This is a genomic window from Pseudoblastomonas aquimaris (assembly GCF_035481675.1).
GTDB lineage: Bacteria > Pseudomonadota > Alphaproteobacteria > Sphingomonadales > Sphingomonadaceae > Alteriqipengyuania_B.
This window is the reverse complement of sequence record NZ_JAYJJW010000002.1, coordinates 111,050-130,142: the sequence shown is the minus strand read 5'-3', so window position 1 is coordinate 130,142 and position 19,093 is coordinate 111,050. Positions and strand designations below refer to the sequence as shown.

The 19,093-nt window shown below is 66.1% G+C and carries 18 protein-coding genes; 11 read left to right on the top strand and 7 right to left on the bottom strand.

Annotated features, from left to right (window positions below; genetic code table 11):
* The first annotated feature begins 37 nt into the window (after positions 1–37).
* Together VCJ71_RS10650 and VCJ71_RS10645 are read left to right on the top strand one after the other, a co-directional pair.
* On the top strand, positions 38–445 hold the full coding sequence (locus tag VCJ71_RS10650) for a baeRF12 domain-containing protein (RefSeq protein WP_324641083.1): 408 nt from the start codon (positions 38–40) through the stop codon (positions 443–445).
* Between the two features lie 120 nt (positions 446–565).
* Positions 566–1,576, top strand: coding sequence for a serine hydrolase (locus VCJ71_RS10645; RefSeq protein ID WP_416379169.1), 1,011 nt, complete (start codon positions 566–568; stop codon positions 1,574–1,576).
* Between the two features lie 113 nt (positions 1,577–1,689).
* Here the strand turns inward: VCJ71_RS10645 and VCJ71_RS10640 are convergent, their stop codons facing one another.
* Positions 1,690–1,938: a hypothetical protein gene (locus tag VCJ71_RS10640; RefSeq protein WP_324641082.1), complete on the bottom strand. Its 249-nt coding sequence runs from the start codon at positions 1,936–1,938 to the stop codon at positions 1,690–1,692.
* A 294-nt stretch (positions 1,939–2,232) separates the two neighbouring features.
* On the opposite strand from VCJ71_RS10640, the gene polA reads away from it, so the two are divergent.
* Together polA and VCJ71_RS10630 are read left to right on the top strand one after the other, a co-directional pair.
* On the top strand, positions 2,233–5,088 hold the full coding sequence (gene polA / locus VCJ71_RS10635; protein WP_324641081.1) for a DNA polymerase I: 2,856 nt from the start codon (positions 2,233–2,235) through the stop codon (positions 5,086–5,088).
* A 32-nt stretch (positions 5,089–5,120) separates the two neighbouring features.
* On the top strand, positions 5,121–6,200 hold the full coding sequence (locus VCJ71_RS10630) for a mechanosensitive ion channel family protein (protein WP_324641080.1): 1,080 nt from the start codon (positions 5,121–5,123) through the stop codon (positions 6,198–6,200).
* Between the two features lie 28 nt (positions 6,201–6,228).
* Here VCJ71_RS10630 and VCJ71_RS10625 read toward each other — a convergent pair whose 3' ends face one another.
* Positions 6,229–8,577, bottom strand: a complete 2,349-nt coding sequence (locus tag VCJ71_RS10625) for a CDC48 family AAA ATPase (RefSeq protein ID WP_324641079.1) — start codon at positions 8,575–8,577, stop codon at positions 6,229–6,231.
* Positions 8,578–8,991: 414 nt separating this feature from the next.
* Between VCJ71_RS10625 and VCJ71_RS10620 the strand changes: the two genes are divergently transcribed.
* Genes VCJ71_RS10620 through VCJ71_RS10605 form a run of 4 tightly spaced genes read left to right on the top strand, consistent with a single transcriptional unit; the run spans position 8,992 to position 11,764 of the window.
* Positions 8,992–9,714 (top strand): CoA transferase subunit A, encoded by a 723-nt coding sequence (locus VCJ71_RS10620; protein WP_324641077.1) that lies wholly within the window; start codon positions 8,992–8,994, stop codon positions 9,712–9,714.
* The gene (locus VCJ71_RS10615) at positions 9,711–10,265 is read left to right on the top strand and encodes a YybH family protein (RefSeq protein ID WP_324641076.1); all 555 of its coding nucleotides are present in this window, start codon (positions 9,711–9,713) and stop codon (positions 10,263–10,265) included. The genes VCJ71_RS10620 and VCJ71_RS10615 overlap by 4 nt, the downstream gene beginning before the upstream one ends.
* Before the next feature lie 24 nt (positions 10,266–10,289).
* Complete coding sequence (locus VCJ71_RS10610; protein ID WP_324641075.1) at positions 10,290–11,114, top strand: HAD family hydrolase; 825 nt, start codon at positions 10,290–10,292, stop codon at positions 11,112–11,114.
* Entirely contained in the window at positions 11,114–11,764 is a 651-nt protein-coding gene (locus VCJ71_RS10605; protein WP_290136625.1) for a CoA transferase subunit B, read from the top strand. The genes VCJ71_RS10610 and VCJ71_RS10605 overlap by 1 nt, the downstream gene beginning before the upstream one ends.
* 13 nt (positions 11,765–11,777) lie before the next feature.
* Here the strand turns inward: VCJ71_RS10605 and VCJ71_RS10600 are convergent, their stop codons facing one another.
* The gene (locus VCJ71_RS10600; RefSeq protein ID WP_324641073.1) at positions 11,778–12,881 is read right to left on the bottom strand and encodes a hypothetical protein; all 1,104 of its coding nucleotides are present in this window, start codon (positions 12,879–12,881) and stop codon (positions 11,778–11,780) included.
* Positions 12,882–13,033: 152 nt separating this feature from the next.
* Here VCJ71_RS10600 and VCJ71_RS10595 point away from each other — a divergent pair, with 152 nt between their 5' ends.
* From VCJ71_RS10595 to VCJ71_RS10585, 3 genes are all read left to right on the top strand, one after another.
* Positions 13,034–13,582, top strand: a complete 549-nt coding sequence (locus tag VCJ71_RS10595; protein ID WP_324641072.1) for a GbsR/MarR family transcriptional regulator — start codon at positions 13,034–13,036, stop codon at positions 13,580–13,582.
* Between the two features lie 96 nt (positions 13,583–13,678).
* The gene (locus VCJ71_RS10590) at positions 13,679–13,807 is read left to right on the top strand and encodes a hypothetical protein (RefSeq protein ID WP_324641071.1); all 129 of its coding nucleotides are present in this window, start codon (positions 13,679–13,681) and stop codon (positions 13,805–13,807) included.
* Between the two features lie 12 nt (positions 13,808–13,819).
* Entirely contained in the window at positions 13,820–14,197 is a 378-nt protein-coding gene (locus VCJ71_RS10585) for a hypothetical protein (RefSeq protein ID WP_324641070.1), read from the top strand.
* Between the two features lie 78 nt (positions 14,198–14,275).
* Here the strand turns inward: VCJ71_RS10585 and metK are convergent, their stop codons facing one another.
* From metK to prmC, 4 genes are all read right to left on the bottom strand, one after another.
* Positions 14,276–15,484, bottom strand: coding sequence for a methionine adenosyltransferase (gene metK / locus VCJ71_RS10580; protein ID WP_324641069.1), 1,209 nt, complete (start codon positions 15,482–15,484; stop codon positions 14,276–14,278).
* 73 nt (positions 15,485–15,557) lie between these two features.
* Positions 15,558–17,135 carry an apolipoprotein N-acyltransferase gene (gene lnt / locus VCJ71_RS10575; protein WP_324641068.1) on the bottom strand — a complete coding sequence of 526 codons (1,578 nt, stop codon included), beginning with the start codon at positions 17,133–17,135 and terminating at the stop codon, positions 15,558–15,560.
* 54 nt (positions 17,136–17,189) lie between these two features.
* Positions 17,190–17,906 carry a DUF4167 domain-containing protein gene (locus VCJ71_RS10570; protein ID WP_324641067.1) on the bottom strand — a complete coding sequence of 239 codons (717 nt, stop codon included), beginning with the start codon at positions 17,904–17,906 and terminating at the stop codon, positions 17,190–17,192.
* 247 nt (positions 17,907–18,153) lie between these two features.
* On the bottom strand, positions 18,154–19,008 hold the full coding sequence (gene prmC / locus VCJ71_RS10565) for a peptide chain release factor N(5)-glutamine methyltransferase (protein WP_324641066.1): 855 nt from the start codon (positions 19,006–19,008) through the stop codon (positions 18,154–18,156).
* Positions 19,009–19,093 lie beyond the last annotated feature (85 nt).

Below are 19,093 nucleotides of genomic sequence, written 5' to 3'. Positions count from 1 at the left end.
TTCGTCGAAGACATCATTCCAGATGAGGAGAAACTGAATGGAATTGCCGCACAAATCGCATGTCGCCGTTGTCGACGGGGAACGCTTCGTGCTGTTCCGCAACGCCGGCAGCTCGGCCGAACCGCGCCTTGAAGGCGCGCAGGAGGTTTCGGTCGAAGGCGAGAACTTCAGTGCCGGCGTCAAGCACCAGGACCCGGTCAGCCAGCGTCACGGCCGGACGGACCTGGAAGAACTCGCCCACGCGACCGCCGCAGCCGAATGGCTGAACCGCGCCGCTCTGGACGGCACGATCGAGAAGCTGGTGGTGATCGCCGACCCCAAGTCGCTCGGCGAAATGCGCCGCCATTACCACGGCAAGCTGGAAGAAAAGCTGGTCGGCGAGGTCGACAAGACCATGACCGGCGAACCCGCCGACAAGATTGCAAAGGCCATCGCTGTCGCCTGAGACCACCGCCGTAACATCGTTTCGTCGGGCTAAAGGAATCGGCCCGTCGCGCATCCATTGTGCGCGGCGGGCCGTTGCGGTTAATATTCTGCCAATAACCAATCTGATAGCTTGCGAATCATGACCTCTTCCACCTTGCGCAAACTCTTCCTTTCCCTTGGCGCGATGGGCGCCGCCCTTGGCCTGCCGGCAGTTGCCGCGGCCGACGATCTCAAGGCCACGTTCGATGCCTCGCTCGGCACCGAAGTGCGCGCCCCGGCCGATTTCAGCGCGCAATACCGCAGCGAGCTCGAACGCCGGATCGCCGCCATTGCCGACGGGTCGCGTGGCCGCATCGGCGTGTTCGCAATGGATTTGCAAAGCGGTGAGACTGTATCGGTCCTCGGCGACCAGCGTTTCCCGATGGCGAGCACCAGCAAGATCGCGATTGCCGCGACGTTCCTCGAAGGGGTCGACCAAGGCCGCTGGAGCCTGACGAGCGAATTCCCGCTGCTGCACCCGACCCGCTCGGCCAAGTTCAGTTCGTCCGTCGCGCCGGTGCGCACCGGGGACTATCTCAGCGCGATCGAGCTGATCGACCTGATGATCACCCGCTCCAGCAACCCGGCGACCGATGCGCTGCTGCGCGTCGTCGGCGGGCCGCAGGCGGTCAACGACTGGATGCGCCGCGCTGGGATCGACGAGTTTACCCTCAGCCGCGACATCGCCACGCTGGTTCGCGACGACGGGGAATACGACCCTGCCACCATCATCGACCCGCGCGACAGCGCGACGCCGCGCGCGATGGTCCAGCTGATGAGCGGAATCTGGCAGGGACGCTGGCTGAGCGATTCCAGCCGGCGGGTCATCATTTCGGCGATGGAGCGTTGCCGCACCGGTACGCGCCGCATCCCGGCCCGCATGCCGAGCTACGTCACGGTCGCCCACAAGACGGGATCGCTCAACAACACGTCGAGCGATATCGGCATGATTACCGGCCCCGACGGGCGGACGATCGCGGTGGCGATCTACGTCACCGGCCAGGGCGCGCGCGGCAATCGCGAGGCGCGGATCGCGGAAATCGCGAAGGAAGTGTTCGACGGATACCAGCAGCCGGCCCGCGTCTGGACCTCCGCCACCTACGCCAACTGACCGGTCAACAGGCCTGCGGCCCACACCGTTCGTACTTCCACCGCTGGCGCAAAAAGAAAGGGCGCGGCCTTGCGGCCACGCCCTTCCCGAAAACTCGAAAGTGAGTCTGCGGCTTATTCAGCAGCAGCTTCAGCTTCGCTTTCGCCTTCGACGGCTGCTTCGGTTTCGACAGCAGCTTCTTCGACAGCAGCTTCGCCTTCGGCAGCCATTTCTTCGCCTTCAGCAGCCATTGCGTCGGTGTTGGCTTCCATGTCAGCAGCAGCCGAATCGACGGTTGCTTCTGCGGACTCTTCGGTGCCTTCCGAGCAAGCGGCGAGCGACAGGGCGGTGGTGGCCACAGCGGCCAGAACGATCTTACGCATAGGTCAATTTCCTTGAACAGCGATTTTAAATCGCCCCGCCGGGCGGATGCCGCGGCGTTGTGGGCGGAGCCTGCGAAGCCGCAGGACACGCTCCCTAAATAAAGGCGGAAATGTGGCAATGCAAGCCCTATGCGCAGAATCGCAGTTTTCCGCGATTCTTGGGCTCGATTCGGCGCATTTATACACAGGCGGTGGCACAATTATGGCAGATTGTGTCGCGATTCGAAGCTTCCAAGCCCGACAGCCCGCGAAATCCGGCTGACCTCGGCCCCGCGCACTGCTAGCACCGCCGCCATGAGCGACAACAGCAAGCAGCATCTCTACCTGGTCGACGGGTCGGCCTATATCTTCCGGGCCTATCACCGCCTGCCTCCGCTGACCAACCCAGAAGGCACGCCGGTGGGCGCGGTCTATGGCTACACCACGATGCTGTGGAAGCTGGCGGACGACCTCGACAAGGCGGATGGCCCGACGCATCTCGCCGTGGTGCTGGACAAGTCGAGCAAGTCTTTCCGCAACGACATCTATCCCGAATACAAGGCGCACCGGCCCGACCCGCCAGAAGACCTGGTGCCGCAGTTCCCCCTCATCCGCGATGCCACCCGCGCGTTCAGCCTGCCGATGGTCGAAGAACCCGACGTAGAAGCAGACGACATGATCGCGAGCTATGCCCGCGCGGCGCAGGATGCCGGCTTCGATGTCACCATCGTCTCGTCCGACAAGGACCTGATGCAGCTGGTGGGCGAAAAGGACGGCGCCAAGATCGACATGCTCGACACCATGAAGGACGCGCGCATCTACATCCCCGAGGTCGAGGAAAAATTCGGCGTGAAGCCGGAGCAGCTGGGCGATGTCCTGGCGCTGATGGGCGACAGCGTGGACAACATCCCCGGCATCTTCGGCGTCGGCCCGAAGACGGCGAGCAAACTAATTTCCGAGAACGGCACGCTGGAAGCTGCTCTCGATTCGGCCGGGGAGATGAAGAAGTCCAAGCTGAAGGAGCGTCTGATTGAAGGGCGCGACATGGCGATGCTGAGCCGCGAGCTGGTGGAATTGCGCTCCGACTGCCCGCTGCCGATCCCGCTCGACGACATGAAGCTGGACGGCATTCCGGCCGGGCCGCTGGCCGAATTCCTCACCCTGCACGGCTTCACATCGCTGCTCAAGCGGCTCGACGCCGGCTCCGGCAGCCCGGCGCGCACGACCAATCTCGACCCGGCAAAGGCGGATACGAAAGCCGCCGAAGCGCAGGCTGACGGCGCGCGCCAGCCGTTGCCGGATTTTCCCGCCGTCGACCGCTCCGCTTATGAATGCGTGCAGGACGAGGATGCGCTGGATGGATGGATCGCGCGCGCCTTTGCCGCCCATGCGGTGGCGGTGGATACCGAAACCAGCGCGCTCGATGCCATTTCCGCCGACCTCGTCGGGATCAGCCTCGCTGTCGGCGCGAACGAGGCCTGCTACATCCCGCTCGCCCATTTCAACGAAGGCGGCGGCGGCGAAGACATGTTCGCCGAGAAGCCCAGGCAGGTGGACCGCGACGTCGCGCTCGCGAAGCTCAAGCCGCTGCTGGAAAGCGATGCGGTGCTTAAGATCGGGCAGAACATCAAATACGATCTCATTGTGCTCGCCCGCCACGGGATCGCGGTTGCGCCCATCGACGACACGATGATCGAAAGCTTCGTACTGGACGCCGGGCGCTCGCTCGACGGGATCGGCGGCGGGCACGGGATGGACGAGCTGGCCGAACGCCACCTCGGCCATACCTGCCTCAAGTTCAAGGACATCTGCGGCACCGGCAAGAAGGCAATCCCCTTCGGCGAGGTGCCGCTGGACAAGGCGACCGAATACGCCGCCGAGGATGCCGACGTGACCTGGCGTCTCCACCAGCACCTGTCCTATCGCATGGCCCCCGAAGGCGCGGTAACGATCTACGAACGCGTCGACCGCCCGCTGATCCCGGTCGTCGCCCGGATGGAGCGCGAAGGCATCAAGGTGGACCGCGACCGGCTGGCGAAGCTGTCGGGCGAATTCGCGAAGGAAACCGACCGGCTGGAAGGCGAGATCCACGAACTGGCGGGCGAGGAGTTCACCATCGGCAGCCCCAAGCAGCTGGGCGACATCCTGTTCGACAAGATGGGCCACAAGGGCGGGCGCAAGGGCAAGAGCGGCCAGTATTCGACCGACCAGGCCACGCTGGAGAAGCTGGAAGCGCAAGGCGTGCCGATCGCGCGCAAGGTGCTGGAATGGCGCCAGCTGACCAAGCTGCGCAGCACCTATACCGACGCGCTGCAGGCCGCGATCAATCCCGATACCGGCCGTGTCCACACCAGCTACAGCCTGGTCGGCGCGCAGACCGGGCGCCTCTCCTCGACCGATCCGAACCTGCAGAACATCCCGATCCGCACCGCCATCGGCCGCCAGATCCGCGAGGCGTTCGTGCCGGAAAAGGGCAACGTGCTGCTCGCCGCCGACTACAGCCAGATCGAATTGCGGCTGGCGGCGCACATGGCCGATGTCGACGCGCTGAAGGATGCTTTCGCGAAAGGCGAGGACATCCACAACCGCACCGCCCAGGAAATGTACGGCGAGGTCACGCGCGATACCCGGGCCCAGGCGAAGACGATCAACTTCGCCATTCTCTATGGCATTTCGCGCTGGGGACTGGCCGGAAGGCTGGGCGTGGAGGCGGACGAGGCGCAGGCGATGATAGACCGCTATTTCGAGCGTTTCCCCGGCATCCAGCGCTACATCGCCGAAACGATGGAGACGGTGCGGGCGCGCGGCTATTCCGAAACGCTGTTCGGGCGCAAGACGTGGTTCCCGCGCATCAATTCCAAGAACCAGGCCGAACAGCAGGGCAGCGAGCGCGCCGCGATCAACGCGCCGATCCAAGGCACCAGCGCCGACATCATCAAGCGGGCCATGGTGCGCATGCTCCCCGCCCTCGCCGACGCCGGCCTGCCCAATGTACGCATGCTGTTGCAGGTGCACGACGAGCTGGTGTTCGAGCTGCCGGAAGGCGACGTTGCCGCCGCCGGCCCGGTGATCGAGCGCGTCATGGCCGAAGCCGCCCTGCCCGCCGTGGAGCTCAGCGTACCGCTCGGCATAGAGATCGGCACCGGGCCCAGCTGGGACGCCGCGCATTGATGTGAGCGCGGCCATTCTTTAAGGGCGCCGCCATGTTCGAACGCTACAATCCCGCCAACTGGACCATCGCTTGGGACGAGGTGGCCATGGCCGCCCTCGCCTTGCTGGTCGCGGTGACAATCGCCTATATCTTCTACCGCATCGTCTTCGCGGTGATCCTGAAGCTGACTGCCATGTCGGAAACGACGGTGGACGAGATGGTGGTCAAACAGATCCGCCGCCCGATCAAATGGTCGCTGATTGCCATTGCTGTCACCATCGTCGCGCAGGCAAACCCGGCGCTGTCCGCCGTGTGGGAGCCGCTCGGCCAGTTCCTGCGCCCGGCGCTGCTCGGCTGGATCGCCTACACGCTGGTCAAGTCGTTCACTGCCGCGCTCGAGTTCCGGCTGGAGACGAGCCACGATCCCGTCGCGGTGCGCAGCCGCCGGACGCGCCTCGCCATCTTCAGCCGCACCGCGACTTTTGCCATCGTTTTCATCACCGTGGGCCTGATGCTGCTGACGATCCCCGGCGTCCGCTCCATCGGCACGACGCTGCTCGCGTCCGCCGGCCTGGCCGCGCTGGCGATCGGCGCCGCCGCGCAGCCCGCGCTGAAATCGCTCATCGCGGGCCTGCAGATGGCGATTACCGAACCGCTGCGCATCGGCGACCTCGTGGTGATCGACGGCCACACCGGGCGCGTCGAGGAAATCCGCATGAGCTTCGTCATCGTGCGCACGTGGGACGAACGCGCGGTGGTGGTGCCGACCAACCAGTTCCTCGACCAGAGCTTCGAGAACTGGTCTCGCAAGTCGGAAAAGCTGACCGGGCCGGTCATGCTGCACCTCGACCCCATCGCCGAGATCGAGCCGATCCGCGAGGAATTCCAGCGTTACGTACAGGCCCATCCGCTGTGGGACCAGCGCACGGTGCAGATGGTTATGACCGAGGCGCATCCCGAAAGCATCGAGCTGCGGCTGGGCCTCAGTTCCAACACCATCGGCGACCTGTTCCAGCTGCGCTGCGACGTGCGCGAACACATGATCGGCTGGCTGAAGGCAAACCAGCCGGAGGCGCTGATCCGCCACCGGCTGGAAGTGGAATCGGCCAACCAGCGCGTGGCCGGCGCCTGATCGTCCGGCCCCTAGGCCAGCCCTGGCCCTAGCCCTCTTCGGGTGCAGCCTCCTCGTCCGCTGCATCGCCGCCGTGCTTGCGGTCGCGCGTGGGGGTGAGCATCCCGTCGGACAGGAAGCCGATCGGCATGATTTCCGCCGCGCGCTTCTTCAGCTCGCCGCGCATCTTGCGGTATTCTTCCTCCATCTTCGACGTCACGGTGGCGCGGCTGTCCTCCAGCGCCCCGTCGAAGTCGGCCATAGTGACCGTGTCCGCCGCTTCGCCGCTGCGGCCGATGGCGTTGAGGCCGGCGCGGCGCACCACGTCTTCCAGGTCCGCCCCGGTGAAGCGCGCCGTTTCCTGCGCCACCTTGTCGAGGTCGACATCGTCCGCCAGCGGCATGTTGCGCGTGTGGATCTTGAGGATGTGGACGCGGCCCTTCCGGTCCGGCGTGCCGACATAGACCAGCTCGTCGAAGCGACCCGGGCGCAGCAGCGCGGGGTCGACCAGCGTCGGCCGGTTGGTCGCGCCGATCACGACGATAGACTGCATCTCCTCCATCCCGTCCATTTCGGCGAGGATGGTGTTGACCACACGGGCGGTGACCTGTGGCTCGTTGCCGCTGGTCCCGCGCGCGGGCACCAGGCTGTCGATCTCGTCGATGAAGAGCACGCAGGGCGCAACCTGCCGCGCGCGGGCGAACAGGCGGCTGATCTGCTGCTCGCTCTCGCCGTACCACTTGGAGAGGAGGTCGCTCGATTTCACCGAGATGAAATTGGCCTCCGCTTCCTTGGCAACCGCCTTGGCGAGCAAGGTCTTGCCGGTACCCGGGGGGCCATAAAGCAGGAAGCCGGTCGCCGGGCGGATGCCCAGCCGGCGGAAGGCATCGGGATTGCGCAGCGGCAGCTCCACGCCTTCGCGCAGCTTCTCCTGCGCATCGTCGAGCCCGCCGATGTCGGCCCAGCCGATGTCGGGCACCTGCACCATGACCTCGCGCATGGCGGAAGGCTGCACCCGCTTGAGCGCGCTCATGAAATCCTCGCGCGTGACGCTGAGCTCTTCCAGCACTTCGGGCGGGATGGTCCGCTCGTCGAGGTCCAGCTTCGGCATGATCCGCCGCACCGCCTCGATCGCCGCCTCGCGGCCCAGCGCGGCGATATCCGCGCCGACGAAGCCGTAAGTCGCCTTGGCCAGTTCCTTCAGGTCCACCTTGTCGCCCAGTGGCATGCCGCGGGTGTGGATCTGCAGGATTTCCAGCCGCGCGCCTTCGTCCGGCACGCCGATGATGATCTCGCGGTCGAACCGGCCGGGGCGGCGCAGCGCCTCGTCGATGGCGTCGGGCCGGTTGGTGGCGGCGATGACGACCACGTTGGCGCGCGCTTCCAGCCCGTCCATCAGCGTGAGCAGCTGGGCGACGAGGCGCTTCTCCGCCTCGCCCGGCACACGGTCGCGCTTGGGGGCGATGGAATCGATTTCGTCGATGAAGATGATTGCGGGCGCGGCGCGGGTCGCTTCCTCGAACACCTCCCGCAGCCGCTTCTCGCTTTCGCCATAGCCCGAGCCCATGATTTCCGGGCCGTTGATGACAAAGAATTCGGCATCGCTTTCGTTGGCGACCGCCTGGGCGAGCCGGGTCTTGCCGGTTCCGGGCGGGCCATGCAGCAGGACGCCGCGCGGCGGATCGACGCCGAGGCGGGTGAACAGCTCCGGATAGCGCAGCGGCAGCTCAACCATCTCGCGCAGCTGCTGGATCGTGCCTTCCATGCCGCCGACATCGTCGTAGTTGATGATCGCGCGGGCATCGCGCGGTTCTTCGAACTCGGCGCGCATCTCCACCTCGGTGTCCTCGTCGATATGGACGATGCCCTTGGGACTGGTGGAGACGACCTGCAGGCGGATCTGCGTCAGCGCAAAGGCGGGCGCGTTGAACATGCGGCGGATTTCCGGCGGCATGTCGGCAACCGGCTGCTGGCCCTGCGTCGCGACGAGGTCGCCGGTAACGATCGGCTTCTTGAAGAAATTGCGCTTGAGCGCCTGGGGCGGCCCCTGGATGCGCATTTCGCGGCGCGCAGGGGCGAAGACGACGCGGGTTGCGGGGCGCGATTCGGCGCGGGAAATCTCGACATGCTCGCCGCTGCCGGTTTCCGCATTGCCGCGCTGCAAGCCATCGAGGCGGACCACGGCGAGGGCCTCGTCCTCCGGATGGGCGGCGACCGCGATGGCCGCCGTCGTGCGCTTGCCTTCGATCTGGACCACGTCGCCTTCGGTGATGCCCAGCTCCTGGAAGGCGGAGCGCGGCATGCGGGCGATGCCCTGCCCGCTTTCGGCCTGCCGCGCGGCGGCAACCTGCAGGCGTACGGTGTTGGTTCGTGTCGCGGTATCGGCGTCGTCGGCCATGAATGCCCGTCCCTCGTTATGGTTATTCGCTGCGGGCGAGATGGGATCGCCCTTCAGGATTGCAAACGGGCACGGCGCGCGGGGTTTCCGGCATGGGACAAGAAAAAGGCCCGGTCGGACAAGCCAACCGGGCCGGAAAGTTTTGGGAGAGGATGCCTAAAAGGCACGAGGAGATATGCGCGCAGCGGCACCATCTCGCAAGTGCGAAAGAACGAAGCATGGTTGCATCCTTTGCAACTGAGAAGCAGATAATTGAATTTGCACCTTTTTAGGGAGAAGTCTGCGAACTTCGCATTCGAATGTATTGCATTGCAGCACAAAACCCCTCTCGCCCGGTGCACCGGCGTTGGGGGGTGACACGCCGAGGGCACGCTCCTAACAGTCGGGCACAGTGCCAAACGCTCCGGAGGCCCGATGCAGAAGCTTTATCCCGACGCCGCCGCCGCCCTCGACGGGCTGCTGACCGACGACATGCTGATCGCCAGCGGCGGCTTCGGCCTGTGCGGAATCCCTGAGCGGCTCCTGGTCGCGATCCGGGAAAGCGGGGTGAAGAACCTCACCTTCGCCAGCAACAATGCCGGGATCGACAACGAAGGCATCGGCATGCTGCTGCGCACGCAGCAGGTGAAGAAGATGATCTCTTCCTACGTGGGCGAGAACAAGGAATTCGAGCGGCAATTCCTCTCCGGCGAGCTGGAAGTGGAATTCTGCCCCCAAGGCACGCTGGCCGAACGCATGCGCGCGGGCGGTGCGGGCATCCCGGCTTTCTACACCAAGACCGGCGTCGGCACGCAGGTGGCCGAAGGCAAGGAGGTGGCGCAGTTCCCCAATCGCGAAGGCGTGATGGAGGACTATATCATGGAGCGCGGCATCTTCGCCGACCTCGCCATCGTGAAGGCGTGGAAGGCGGACGAGACGGGCAACCTGGTCTTCCGCAAGACCGCGCGCAATTTCAACCTGCCCGCCGCGACCTGCGGCAAGGTCTGCGTCGTCGAGGTTGAGGAAGTGGTCAAGGCGGGCGAGCTCGACTCCGATTGCATCCACTTGCCCGGCGTCTACGTCCAGCGGATGATTGTGGGCGCGCCCTACGACAAGAAGATCGAATTCACGACCACCCGCCAGCGGGAAGCGGCATGAAGACCGCGCCCGCCCTCGCTCTCGCCTTCGCAGCCCCGATCGCGCTCGCCGGCTGCGCCATCAATTCGGGCGACGTCCACAACGCAAGCCCGGTCGCAGCGCCCGCGGCCGACCCTGCCGACATCGTTGCGATCGATGCCGCGCTGGACGATGTCTACGCGGTCATTTCCGGTCCCGCCGGTCAGGAACGCGATTTCGAGCGGATGCGCACGCTTTTCACCCCGGACGCGCGGTTGAGCGCGATTACGCCGCGCGGCCTCAACGGCATGACCGTGGACGGCTATATCGAGCAATCCGGGCCGTTCCTGGTTTCGAGCGGCTTTACCGAGCGCCAGCTTGCCCGCCGGATCGAGATCTACGGCGACCTCGCCCATGCCTGGTCGAGCTACGAAGGGACCTTCTCCCGGCCCGACGGAAGCCCCGGCAGCGTGCGCGGCATCAACAGCTTTCAGCTGATGCGGCAGGATGACGGGCGCTGGCTGGTCCAATCGATCTTCTGGCAGGCCGAAAGCCCCGACAACCCCCTGCCTGCGGACATGGCGGGCAACTGAAGCAGCGTGACGACGAGGCGGTTCTTGGCTGTGCGGATGGCGGCGCTGCTGCTGGTTCCGGCGCTGGGCGGCTGCGTGGCGCTGGCCGGGCCGCTGGTCGGCGGCGCGATTGCGGCCACCGCCGCTTCCTCGAAAGGTCGCGTGACGGTGGAAGAGCCCGCGCCGGTGCCCACGGCGGCGGCGCCAGCAGAGGCGCCTTATGAGGTCGTGGCCGGTGCCACCGCCCTGCCCGCACCTCTCGCTGCGCCTCCTGCACCCGCGCCGGCGGCCGGGGCACTGGCGGACCTCGCCGCGTTCGCTGGCGAGCAGCTGGACCGTAACCCGGTGTTGCTGCCGCGCCTTTCTGCCATCCTGCGCGAACCGTCCGAACTCGACGGCTTCCGCACGTTCTGCGGCGTGATGCCGCCGGCGATGATCGTCGATATCGACAGCGCAGCCGGGAAAGCCGTCGCGCCTTCGACCCTCTACGGCGCGGAATTCTCGCCGGCGCTGGCCAAGCTGCGCGAAGACGGCATGGCCATCGCCTGGCTGTCCGACGCGCCGCAAGCCGAAGCGCAGGATGTGCGCGCGAGATTGCTGGCGGACGGACTGGCAGAGGCTGCGGAGGATCGGCTGCTGCTCGACACCGGACAGCGCAAGCAGCTGCGCCGCCTCGCGCTGTCGGAAACGCATTGCGTCGTCGCGATCCTCGGCACGGAGCTGGGCGATTTCGATGAGTTGTTCGATTATCTCAAGGATCCGGCCGCCGCGTGGCAGCTGGAAGAAATGATGGGCGAAGGCTGGTTCCTGCTCGGCGACAGGCCGACCGGACAAGCCGCGCTCGCAACCAGGGAAATGGAGACCGATTGATGTCAGGCGAAACCAGGGGCTGGACCCGCGACGACATGGCCGCCCGCGCCGCGCAGGAGCTGGAAGACGGGTATTACGTCAACTTGGGCATCGGCATCCCGACGCTGGTCGCGAACCACATTCCCGAAGGCATGCAGGTCACCCTGCAGAGCGAGAACGGCATGCTCGGCATCGGGCCCTTCCCTTATGAGGGCGAGGAAGATGCCGACCTCATCAACGCCGGCAAGCAGACCATCAGCGAGCTTGCCCACAGCGCCTATTTCGACAGCGCGGCAAGCTTCGCGATGATCCGCGGGGGGCATATCGACCTCACCGTGCTGGGAGCGATGGAAGTGGCCGAGAACGGCGACATCGCCAACTGGATGATCCCGGGCAAGATGATCAAGGGCATGGGCGGCGCGATGGACCTCGTCGCCGGGGTGAAGAAGATCATCGTGGTCATGGATCACACCGCGAAAGACGGCAGCGCGAAGTTCATTCCCGAATGCACCCTGCCGCTGACCGGCAAGGGCGTGGTCGACATGATCATCACCAACCTCGCCGTGTTCCAGCGGCCCGACCACGACAGCCCGTTCAGGCTGGTCGAGCTCGCCCCCGGCGTGACCGCCGACGAAGTGGCCGCCAGCACGACCGCGCATTACGTCAGCTGAGGGCGGGCAGCCACTAATCCGCGTCGGCGGGAAGCCTGACCTCGATGCCCCGGTCATCGCCCCAAGTGGGCACGGACATCACGATCCGGCCGGAATTGACGATCTCGACCACTCTTTTGGGGGACGGAAGGCGGTCCTGGGCGGGAAAGGTAACGTTGACGTCTTCAAGATGCAGGACGACCTCGTAACGCGCCGGCTTCTCATCGTCTGCCGAGGATAGCAGCGCGCCGAGCCCGCTGCTGCGGCCCGCGGTTACCGACGTGCCGCTGTCGCCGATTGCGATCAGCAAACTGTCGGCGCTCGCGTCCGCGCGGTTGACGCGCTGGGTCGAGCCGACGCTTCCTTCGAGGCACCACTGGATTTGCCGGCGCGCCTCACCGATGGCCTCGCTGTCCTCGCTTCCGTCCGCCTTGTCCTGCGCGATCATCCCGACCAGCCCGGCACCCAAGGCAGCGGAGAAATCCTGCGGCAAGTCCTTCGATGTCCCGTCGAAGGCGAGAGGCTGCGGGCAATCGATGACCGGCAAGGGCGCGAGGCCGCGGCCGGCTTGCTCCGGCCAGGTCAGCTCCGCCAGCGCCGCCCGCATCGTGTCGGCCAGCGCCGCCGCTCCCCTGCGCTCCGAAGTGGCGCGAAGCTTGACGAGGAAGCCGCCGACCTCGAACAGCGCGACGCCGGTGCTCGACAGGCCGCTCTCTTCGGGCAAGCCGTAACTTACCATCAGGCCTGACGGCGTGTCGCGGCCCGGCAGGGCTACAGGCTCGATCCCCGCGGGCATGGTCGCCCCGGCGAACTCGGGCCGCATTTCCAGCGCCATCCTGCTCTGCGCGAACCAGACGGGGACCCCGCCGCCGACGCTGCGATAGACGTAGACGGTCAGGAATTCGCCGCGCGGTGCATCGTCGAAAACGATGCCGGTGTTTAGATCGTCCTCGGAGTAGGAGACGCCCCGCGTCCGCGTGATACCGCCAAGCTCCGCGGGCACGACGATGCCGGTGTGCGGATGGCGCCAGTCCTCGCCGATCTCCAGCGGAATGACGTCCTGCGCATGCGCTGCGGTGGCAGGAACAATCAGTGCGGCCAAGGCAAGCGCCGGCCATTTCCAGTTGTGCGAACCCATCGGTAACCCCTTTCCAATTCAGAAGCTTGCACGCCCGGTGTGCCGCGGCAAGGAAAATGGTCCGGGGCCACAACCGCGTCCGGACCTAGCCCGGCTTGACCGCATCCGCAATTTCTGTAATTACAGAAAGAGAGGAAGGAAACCGAGTCGCCATGAACCCGATGGACATCCCCGAAGCCCGCGCCTTCATCCTCCACTGGGGCGAGATGGGCACGGAATGGGGCGTCAACCGCTCGGTCGCGCAGATCCATGCGCTGCTCTACCTGTCGGATCGGCCGCTCCATGCCGAGGAAATCTGCGAGCGGCTGGGCATGGCCCGCTCCAACGTGTCGGGCGGTGTCAAGGAACTGCAGTCCTACCAGATCGTCCGCCGGGTCCATGTGGAGGGCGACCGGAGGGACCACTTCGTCGCCGATACCGACCTGTGGGACATGCTCATGAAGATCACCGCCGAACGCAAGCGGCGGGAGATCGACCCCACGATCCAGCTGCTGGGCGAACTCGCCGAAAGTCTCGAAGGGCGCGGCGACGTACCGGACCACGTGAAGGATCGGATCGGCCGGATGCACGACTTCATCGGCACGCTGGCGACCTGGTATGCCGACGTCCGCCGGCTTCCCAAATCCACACTGGTCACGCTGATGAAGCTGGGCGGCAAGGTCGCCCGCCTGCTGCCGCGCGGCGGCAAGACCGCCGACTGATTTCCGCGCATGAAAGGAAGGCCCGCAATGCCGAAATTCTCAGGCCCTTCGGTTTCGCAAATTACAGAAACTTCTGGCGCAGTAGTCGGCCACCGCATGATCGCCGCGATCGGCTGGAGCGTTTTCGGGGCATCGCTGGCGCTCTGCCTGGCCGGCAGGGGCCGCAAGCATTCATCGCACCCGTCGCACAAGCGCGAGAATCCCATCCACGACCTCACTCACTGAAGGAGACGGAAAATGGTCGAAATCAGCTTGGTACTTTATCTCGTCATCAGCATTGCGCTGACGGTCTGGGTCGCGCGGACGCTGTCGAAGAACGGCATCGTCTTCCTGATCGAATGCTTCGGGCACGACGAGGTGCTCGCCCGCTCGACCAACCACTTGCTGGTCGTCGGCTTCTACCTCGTCAATCTCGGCTGGATCCTGCTGACGCTGCGCTATGGCGCAGAGCCGCAGAGCGTGGCCGGGGCGATCAAGTTCCTCGCCAGCAAGATCGGCCTTGTTGTGGTCGTGCTGGGCGCGATGCACTTCTTCAACATGAATGCCATCGCGAAATTCGGCCGCAAGGTCGGCCAGTGGCTGCGCGAGGACATGGCGGCTCAACCGGCGGTCTAGTCCGGCGGTCTGGGCCCGCAGGCGAGGCCCTGCCACGCAAATGAAAAGGGCGGCTCGCGGGCCGCCCTTTTTCGTGTTTCAGCCCAGTGCGGCCTTGAGGTCGTCCACCAGGTCGGTGCGTTCCCACGGGAAATGGTCGCCATCCGCATCGCGGCCGAAGTGGCCGTAGGCGGCGCTCTTGCGGTAGATCGGCTTGTTGAGGCCCAGGTGGGTGCGGATGCCGCGTGGGGTCAGGCCGCCCAGCTTGTCGATGCCCTTCAGCGCCTGCTCGATCGCCGCGTCGTCCACCGTGCCGGTGCCGTGGGTATCGACATAGAGCGACAGCGGCTTCGAGACGCCGATCGCATAGGCGAGCTGGATCGTGCAGCGCGTGGCATAGCCTGCCGCGACGATGTTCTTGGCGAGGTAGCGCGTGATGTAGGCGGCGCTGCGATCGACCTTGGTCGGGTCCTTGCCGCTGAACGCGCCGCCGCCATGCGGGGCCGCGCCGCCATAGGTGTCGACGATGATCTTGCGGCCCGTCAGGCCGGCATCACCGTCCGGCCCGCCGATCTCGAAGGCGCCGGTCGGGTTGATGTGCCACTCGGTCTCGTCCGAGAGCCAGCCTTCGGGCAGGATCTCGCCGACCACGCGCTTCACGTAGGACTTGAGCTCGGCTTCCTTGTCACCCTCGTGATAGCCTTTTGCGTGCTGGCTGGAGACGACGACGGCGGTGCAGGCGACCGGCTTGCCGCCTTCGTAGCGCAGCGTGACCTGGCTCTTGCTGTCGGGCTCGAGGAAGGGCGCGGTGCCGTTCTTGCGGTCCTCTGCCAGGCGATGGAGGATCTTGTGGCTGTAATCGAGCGGGGCCGGCATCAGGTCGGGCGTCTCGTCGCAGGCAAAGCCGAACATGATGCCCTGGTCGCCGGCGCCTTCGTCCTTGTTGCCGCTGGCATCCACGCCCTGCGCGATTTCCGCCGACTGGCCGTGGAGGTGGTTCTCGAAGGTCAGCGTTTCCCAGTGGAAGCCATCCTGTTCATAGCCGATTTCGCGCACGGTGTTGCGCACGACCCGTTCGATTTCCTCGAGCGCGCCATCGGCCCATTCGCCGTTCTCGAACACGCCCTTGCAGCGGATCTCGCCGGCCAGGACCACGCGCTGGGTGGTGGTCAGCGTTTCGCACGCCACGCGCGCTTCGGGGTCCTTGGCGAGAAACAGGTCGACGATGGCGTCGGAAATCTGGTCCGACACCTTGTCGGGGTGGCCTTCGGACACGCTTTCGGACGTGAACAGGTAATTGTCGCGCATTGAATTGAACCCTTTGGGAAAATTGGCCCCCAATCGCGGGGGAGATAAGTCCGGGAATAATTTGACGGGCGACTTAACCGCCCGTCCGCCGCCTGACAACCGCTGCGAGGAGCATCAGCAGCAGCGACCAGCCCACCGCCAGCCAGTTGCCTGCCTGCGCGAACGGCGTGGCGGCGTGCGCCGGCGGCAGCAATGCATCGATCCGGCCGCGCTCCTGCCACGGCAGGTGCTCGCGCAGCACCCCGCGCGCGTCGATGATGCCGCTGATCCCGGTGGTGGTGGCGCGCAGGACCGGCAGGCCTTCCTCCATCGCCCGCAGCCGCGCCTGGGCAAGATGCTGCGGCGGGCCCCAGCGGCCGAACCAGCCATCGTTGGAATCGTTGAAGATGAAATCCGGCCGGTTGCCGTCTTCCACCGTCTCACCGCTGAAGACGATTTCGTAGCAGACCTGCACCCCGACCTTGCCGAATTCGCCGAGGTCGAGCGTGCGCGCACCGGGGCCGGGGAAGAAGTCCAGGGTGCCCGGCACCAGCCGGGTTGCGCCGAGCGGCTCCAGCAGCCAGCGCAGCGCGAGATATTCGCCATAAGGGACGAGGTGCGCCTTCTGGTAGGTGCCGCGGATCGTGCCTGCGTCGTCGATTGCGTGGACGACATTATAGGCGCCGACCGCCTCCCCGTCCTCCAGCGCAAGGTCGATCGAACCGGTGAGCAGCAGGCTGCCGGGCCCGATCAGCTCCGCCACCCGCGCACGGGCAAGCTGGGCGCTGCCGCCCCAGTTCTTGCGCAGGTAATAACGCTCCGGATAGCCGTCCTGCAGGTAGTCGACCATGCCGGATTCCGGCCACAGGACGAGCCGCAATCCGTCCGTGCCTTCGCGGCGCTGGCTCAGCGTCGCGAGCTTCTGGTAATTCGTTTCGTAGAAGCGCGGATCGGCCAGCGTCGGCTGGCGGATGTCGGGCTGGGCGATCGTGACGCGCGTGGTCCCTTGCTTGCCCTCGCCTGCCGGCACCAGCATGCCGATCGTCACCAGTCCGCCAAGCAGGCCGGCCGGGATCCAGCGGCCCTTCGCGGCCAGCAGCCAGAACACCGCGCCGAGCAGCATGGCGAGGGCCGACAACGCATAGGTTCCGGTAAAGGGCAGCACGGCGGCAAGCCCCGGCGCATCGTATCCGCCCAGCAGGATCGAGCCAAGCGGGTTCCACGCGAAGCCGGTGAACACCCAGCCGCGCAGCCATTCGGTGACGCCCCATGCCCCGGCCATGGCAAGGGCAAAGGCCCAGCCGCCGCGCGGCCCGGCCAGCCAGCGGGCGGCAAACGCGCCGATGGCAGGATAGGCCGCGAGATATACGGACAGGATCGGCACCGCCGCCCAGCCGAGCGCGGCGGGCATGTTCGACTGGTAGGTAAAGGCGGTCGCGATCCAGTTCAGTCCGACGGTGAAATGCGCGAAACCGAACCACCAGCCGAGCCAGGCCGCAGCCCGTGGGCGCTCCGTCCGGGCGACCAGCGCGCAGAAGATCGCCAGGCAAAGCAGCGCGAGCGGCCAGAGCGAGAGCGGCGCAAAGCCGGTCGCCGACACCGCGCCAAGCACGGCGGATGCGATGCGCGGGTGGCGCGCGATGCGGGTTGCGACGGGATCGAAGCGGCTCATCACGGTCCGCAATGGCGGCGCACTGTTACCGTTTCAAGCCGCTATGCGCCCTGCTCAGCCCAGCGCCTCGCGCGGGCCGTCGTCGTCGGCCGCCTTCTTGCGGACCGTGCGGCGACGGGGGGCAGGCTTTTCACCCGCATCATCGCCAGATTCGTCGCCCTTCTCGTCTCCGGCAATGGCAGGCGGCAAAACCGCGAGGTCGAGCGAGGCATCGTCGCTGCCCTTCCCGTTCGAATTCCCATTCGCATCGGCCTTGCGGCGCGGCGTGCGGGCCTTGCGCGGCTTGTCGTCGCGCGGTTCAGGGCGCGTTTCGGGGCGCGCGCTGCGCTCTTCGCCATCGTCGGCGTCATCGCCATCGTCGTCATTGTCGCGCGAGCGGCGGCGGGGCTTGCGATTGTCGTCGTCGTCGTTCCGACTGCGGCGCGGGCGGCGGTCCTGCCGATCATCCTGCTCGCCGTCGTCATCGTCGTCCGACTGATTGCGCCCGCGCTCTTCGTCGCGCTTGGCCCGGGCCTCGTCCTGCCGCGCCTTCGTGTCGGCGACGACGCGGAAGTAGTGGTCGGCGAATTGCAGGTAATATTCGGACTGCACCCGGTCGCCGTTCATCGAGGCGTCGTGGGCCAGCTTCTTGTACTTGTCGAGCAGCTGCGGGGCGTTGCCCCGCGCGCGACTGTCGATCCGGTTGGCCTGGCCGGGATTGCCGCCCCCGCCGCGGTTGTTGTTGCCACGGCCCCGACGCCGGTTGTTGTTGTTATTACGGTTGTTGTTCAAGGGAAAACCCGATCCTTAAGCAATGTCGCGCGGGCAACTCTCCATTTGCACCCGCGCCCATGACGCTTGCAGTCCGGCGCGCGCCGCATGCGCGCAGCCGGTTTCTCCTCGCTTGCGATGTGCGCAGGCACCCGGCCCGCGCGTTACCGCAAATTTTGGAGTACAGCCGCGCCGGAGGGGAATGTTCGTCCCTCGGGAGGCCGTGTCACAAGAGTTAGCTACCGATTCAACCCTTGCCAAGCCCTAATTACCGGCTTTCCCCACGGTCAAGCGAGAGAATCAGCGCGCGCGGACGCCCGCCGAGGTCCTGCCGCAGCGTCACAGAGAAGCCCGCTTCCGCCGCGATGGCGCCTACGGCCTCTGCCTGCGTGTGCCCGATTTCCAGCACGGCGACCCCGTCCCCGGTCAGCAGGGCGGGCAGCTGCGGGATGAGGATGCGGTAGTCGTCCAGCCCTTCGGGTCCGGCGAACAAGGCGCTTGCCGGCTCGTACTCGCGCACGTCGCGCTGCAATTCGGCGTCATCCTCGACGTAGGGGGGATTGCAGATGACGAGGTCGAACCGGCCGAAATCGTCCGCCCAGCCCGCTTGCGTCCAGTCGCCCAAGCGAAAATCCGCGCGTTCGGCCACATGGCGGTTCACCAGTGCGTTCTCGGCTGCAATCTCCAGCGCCGCCGCAGAGGCATCGATTCCCACTCCCGTAGCTTTCGGCAGCTTCCTGAGCAGGATGATGAGGAGCGCGCCCGAACCGGTGCCGAGATCGAGCACCCGCGTTGCACCGGGCGCAGCCTCCAAAGCCGCATCGACCACGCTTTCGCTGTCCGGGCGGGGGATGAGAACATCGGGCGTCACCCGGAATGGCCTGCCATAGAATTCGGCGGATCCGACGATGTAGGCCAGCGGCTCGCACGCCGCCCGCCTGTCCACCAACGCCTCGAAACCCTCCGGCGCGTGCCAGTTCTCCACCGCCAGGCCGCGAACCAGGAGGTCCGAGCGCGAGACCCTGAGCGCGTGGGCCATCAGCAATTCGGCATCGAGCCGTGCGGTATCGCTGGTTGCGGAAAGCCGCGCCGTTGCCTCGCGGATGGCTTCGGCGGCGGTCATGCTCGCGAGCCTCGTGACTGTCCTTCGGAAGCGAAGCTCTCGCGAAGCGACACCGGCTCAGGACGAGCGGATTCTCGATCAAGTA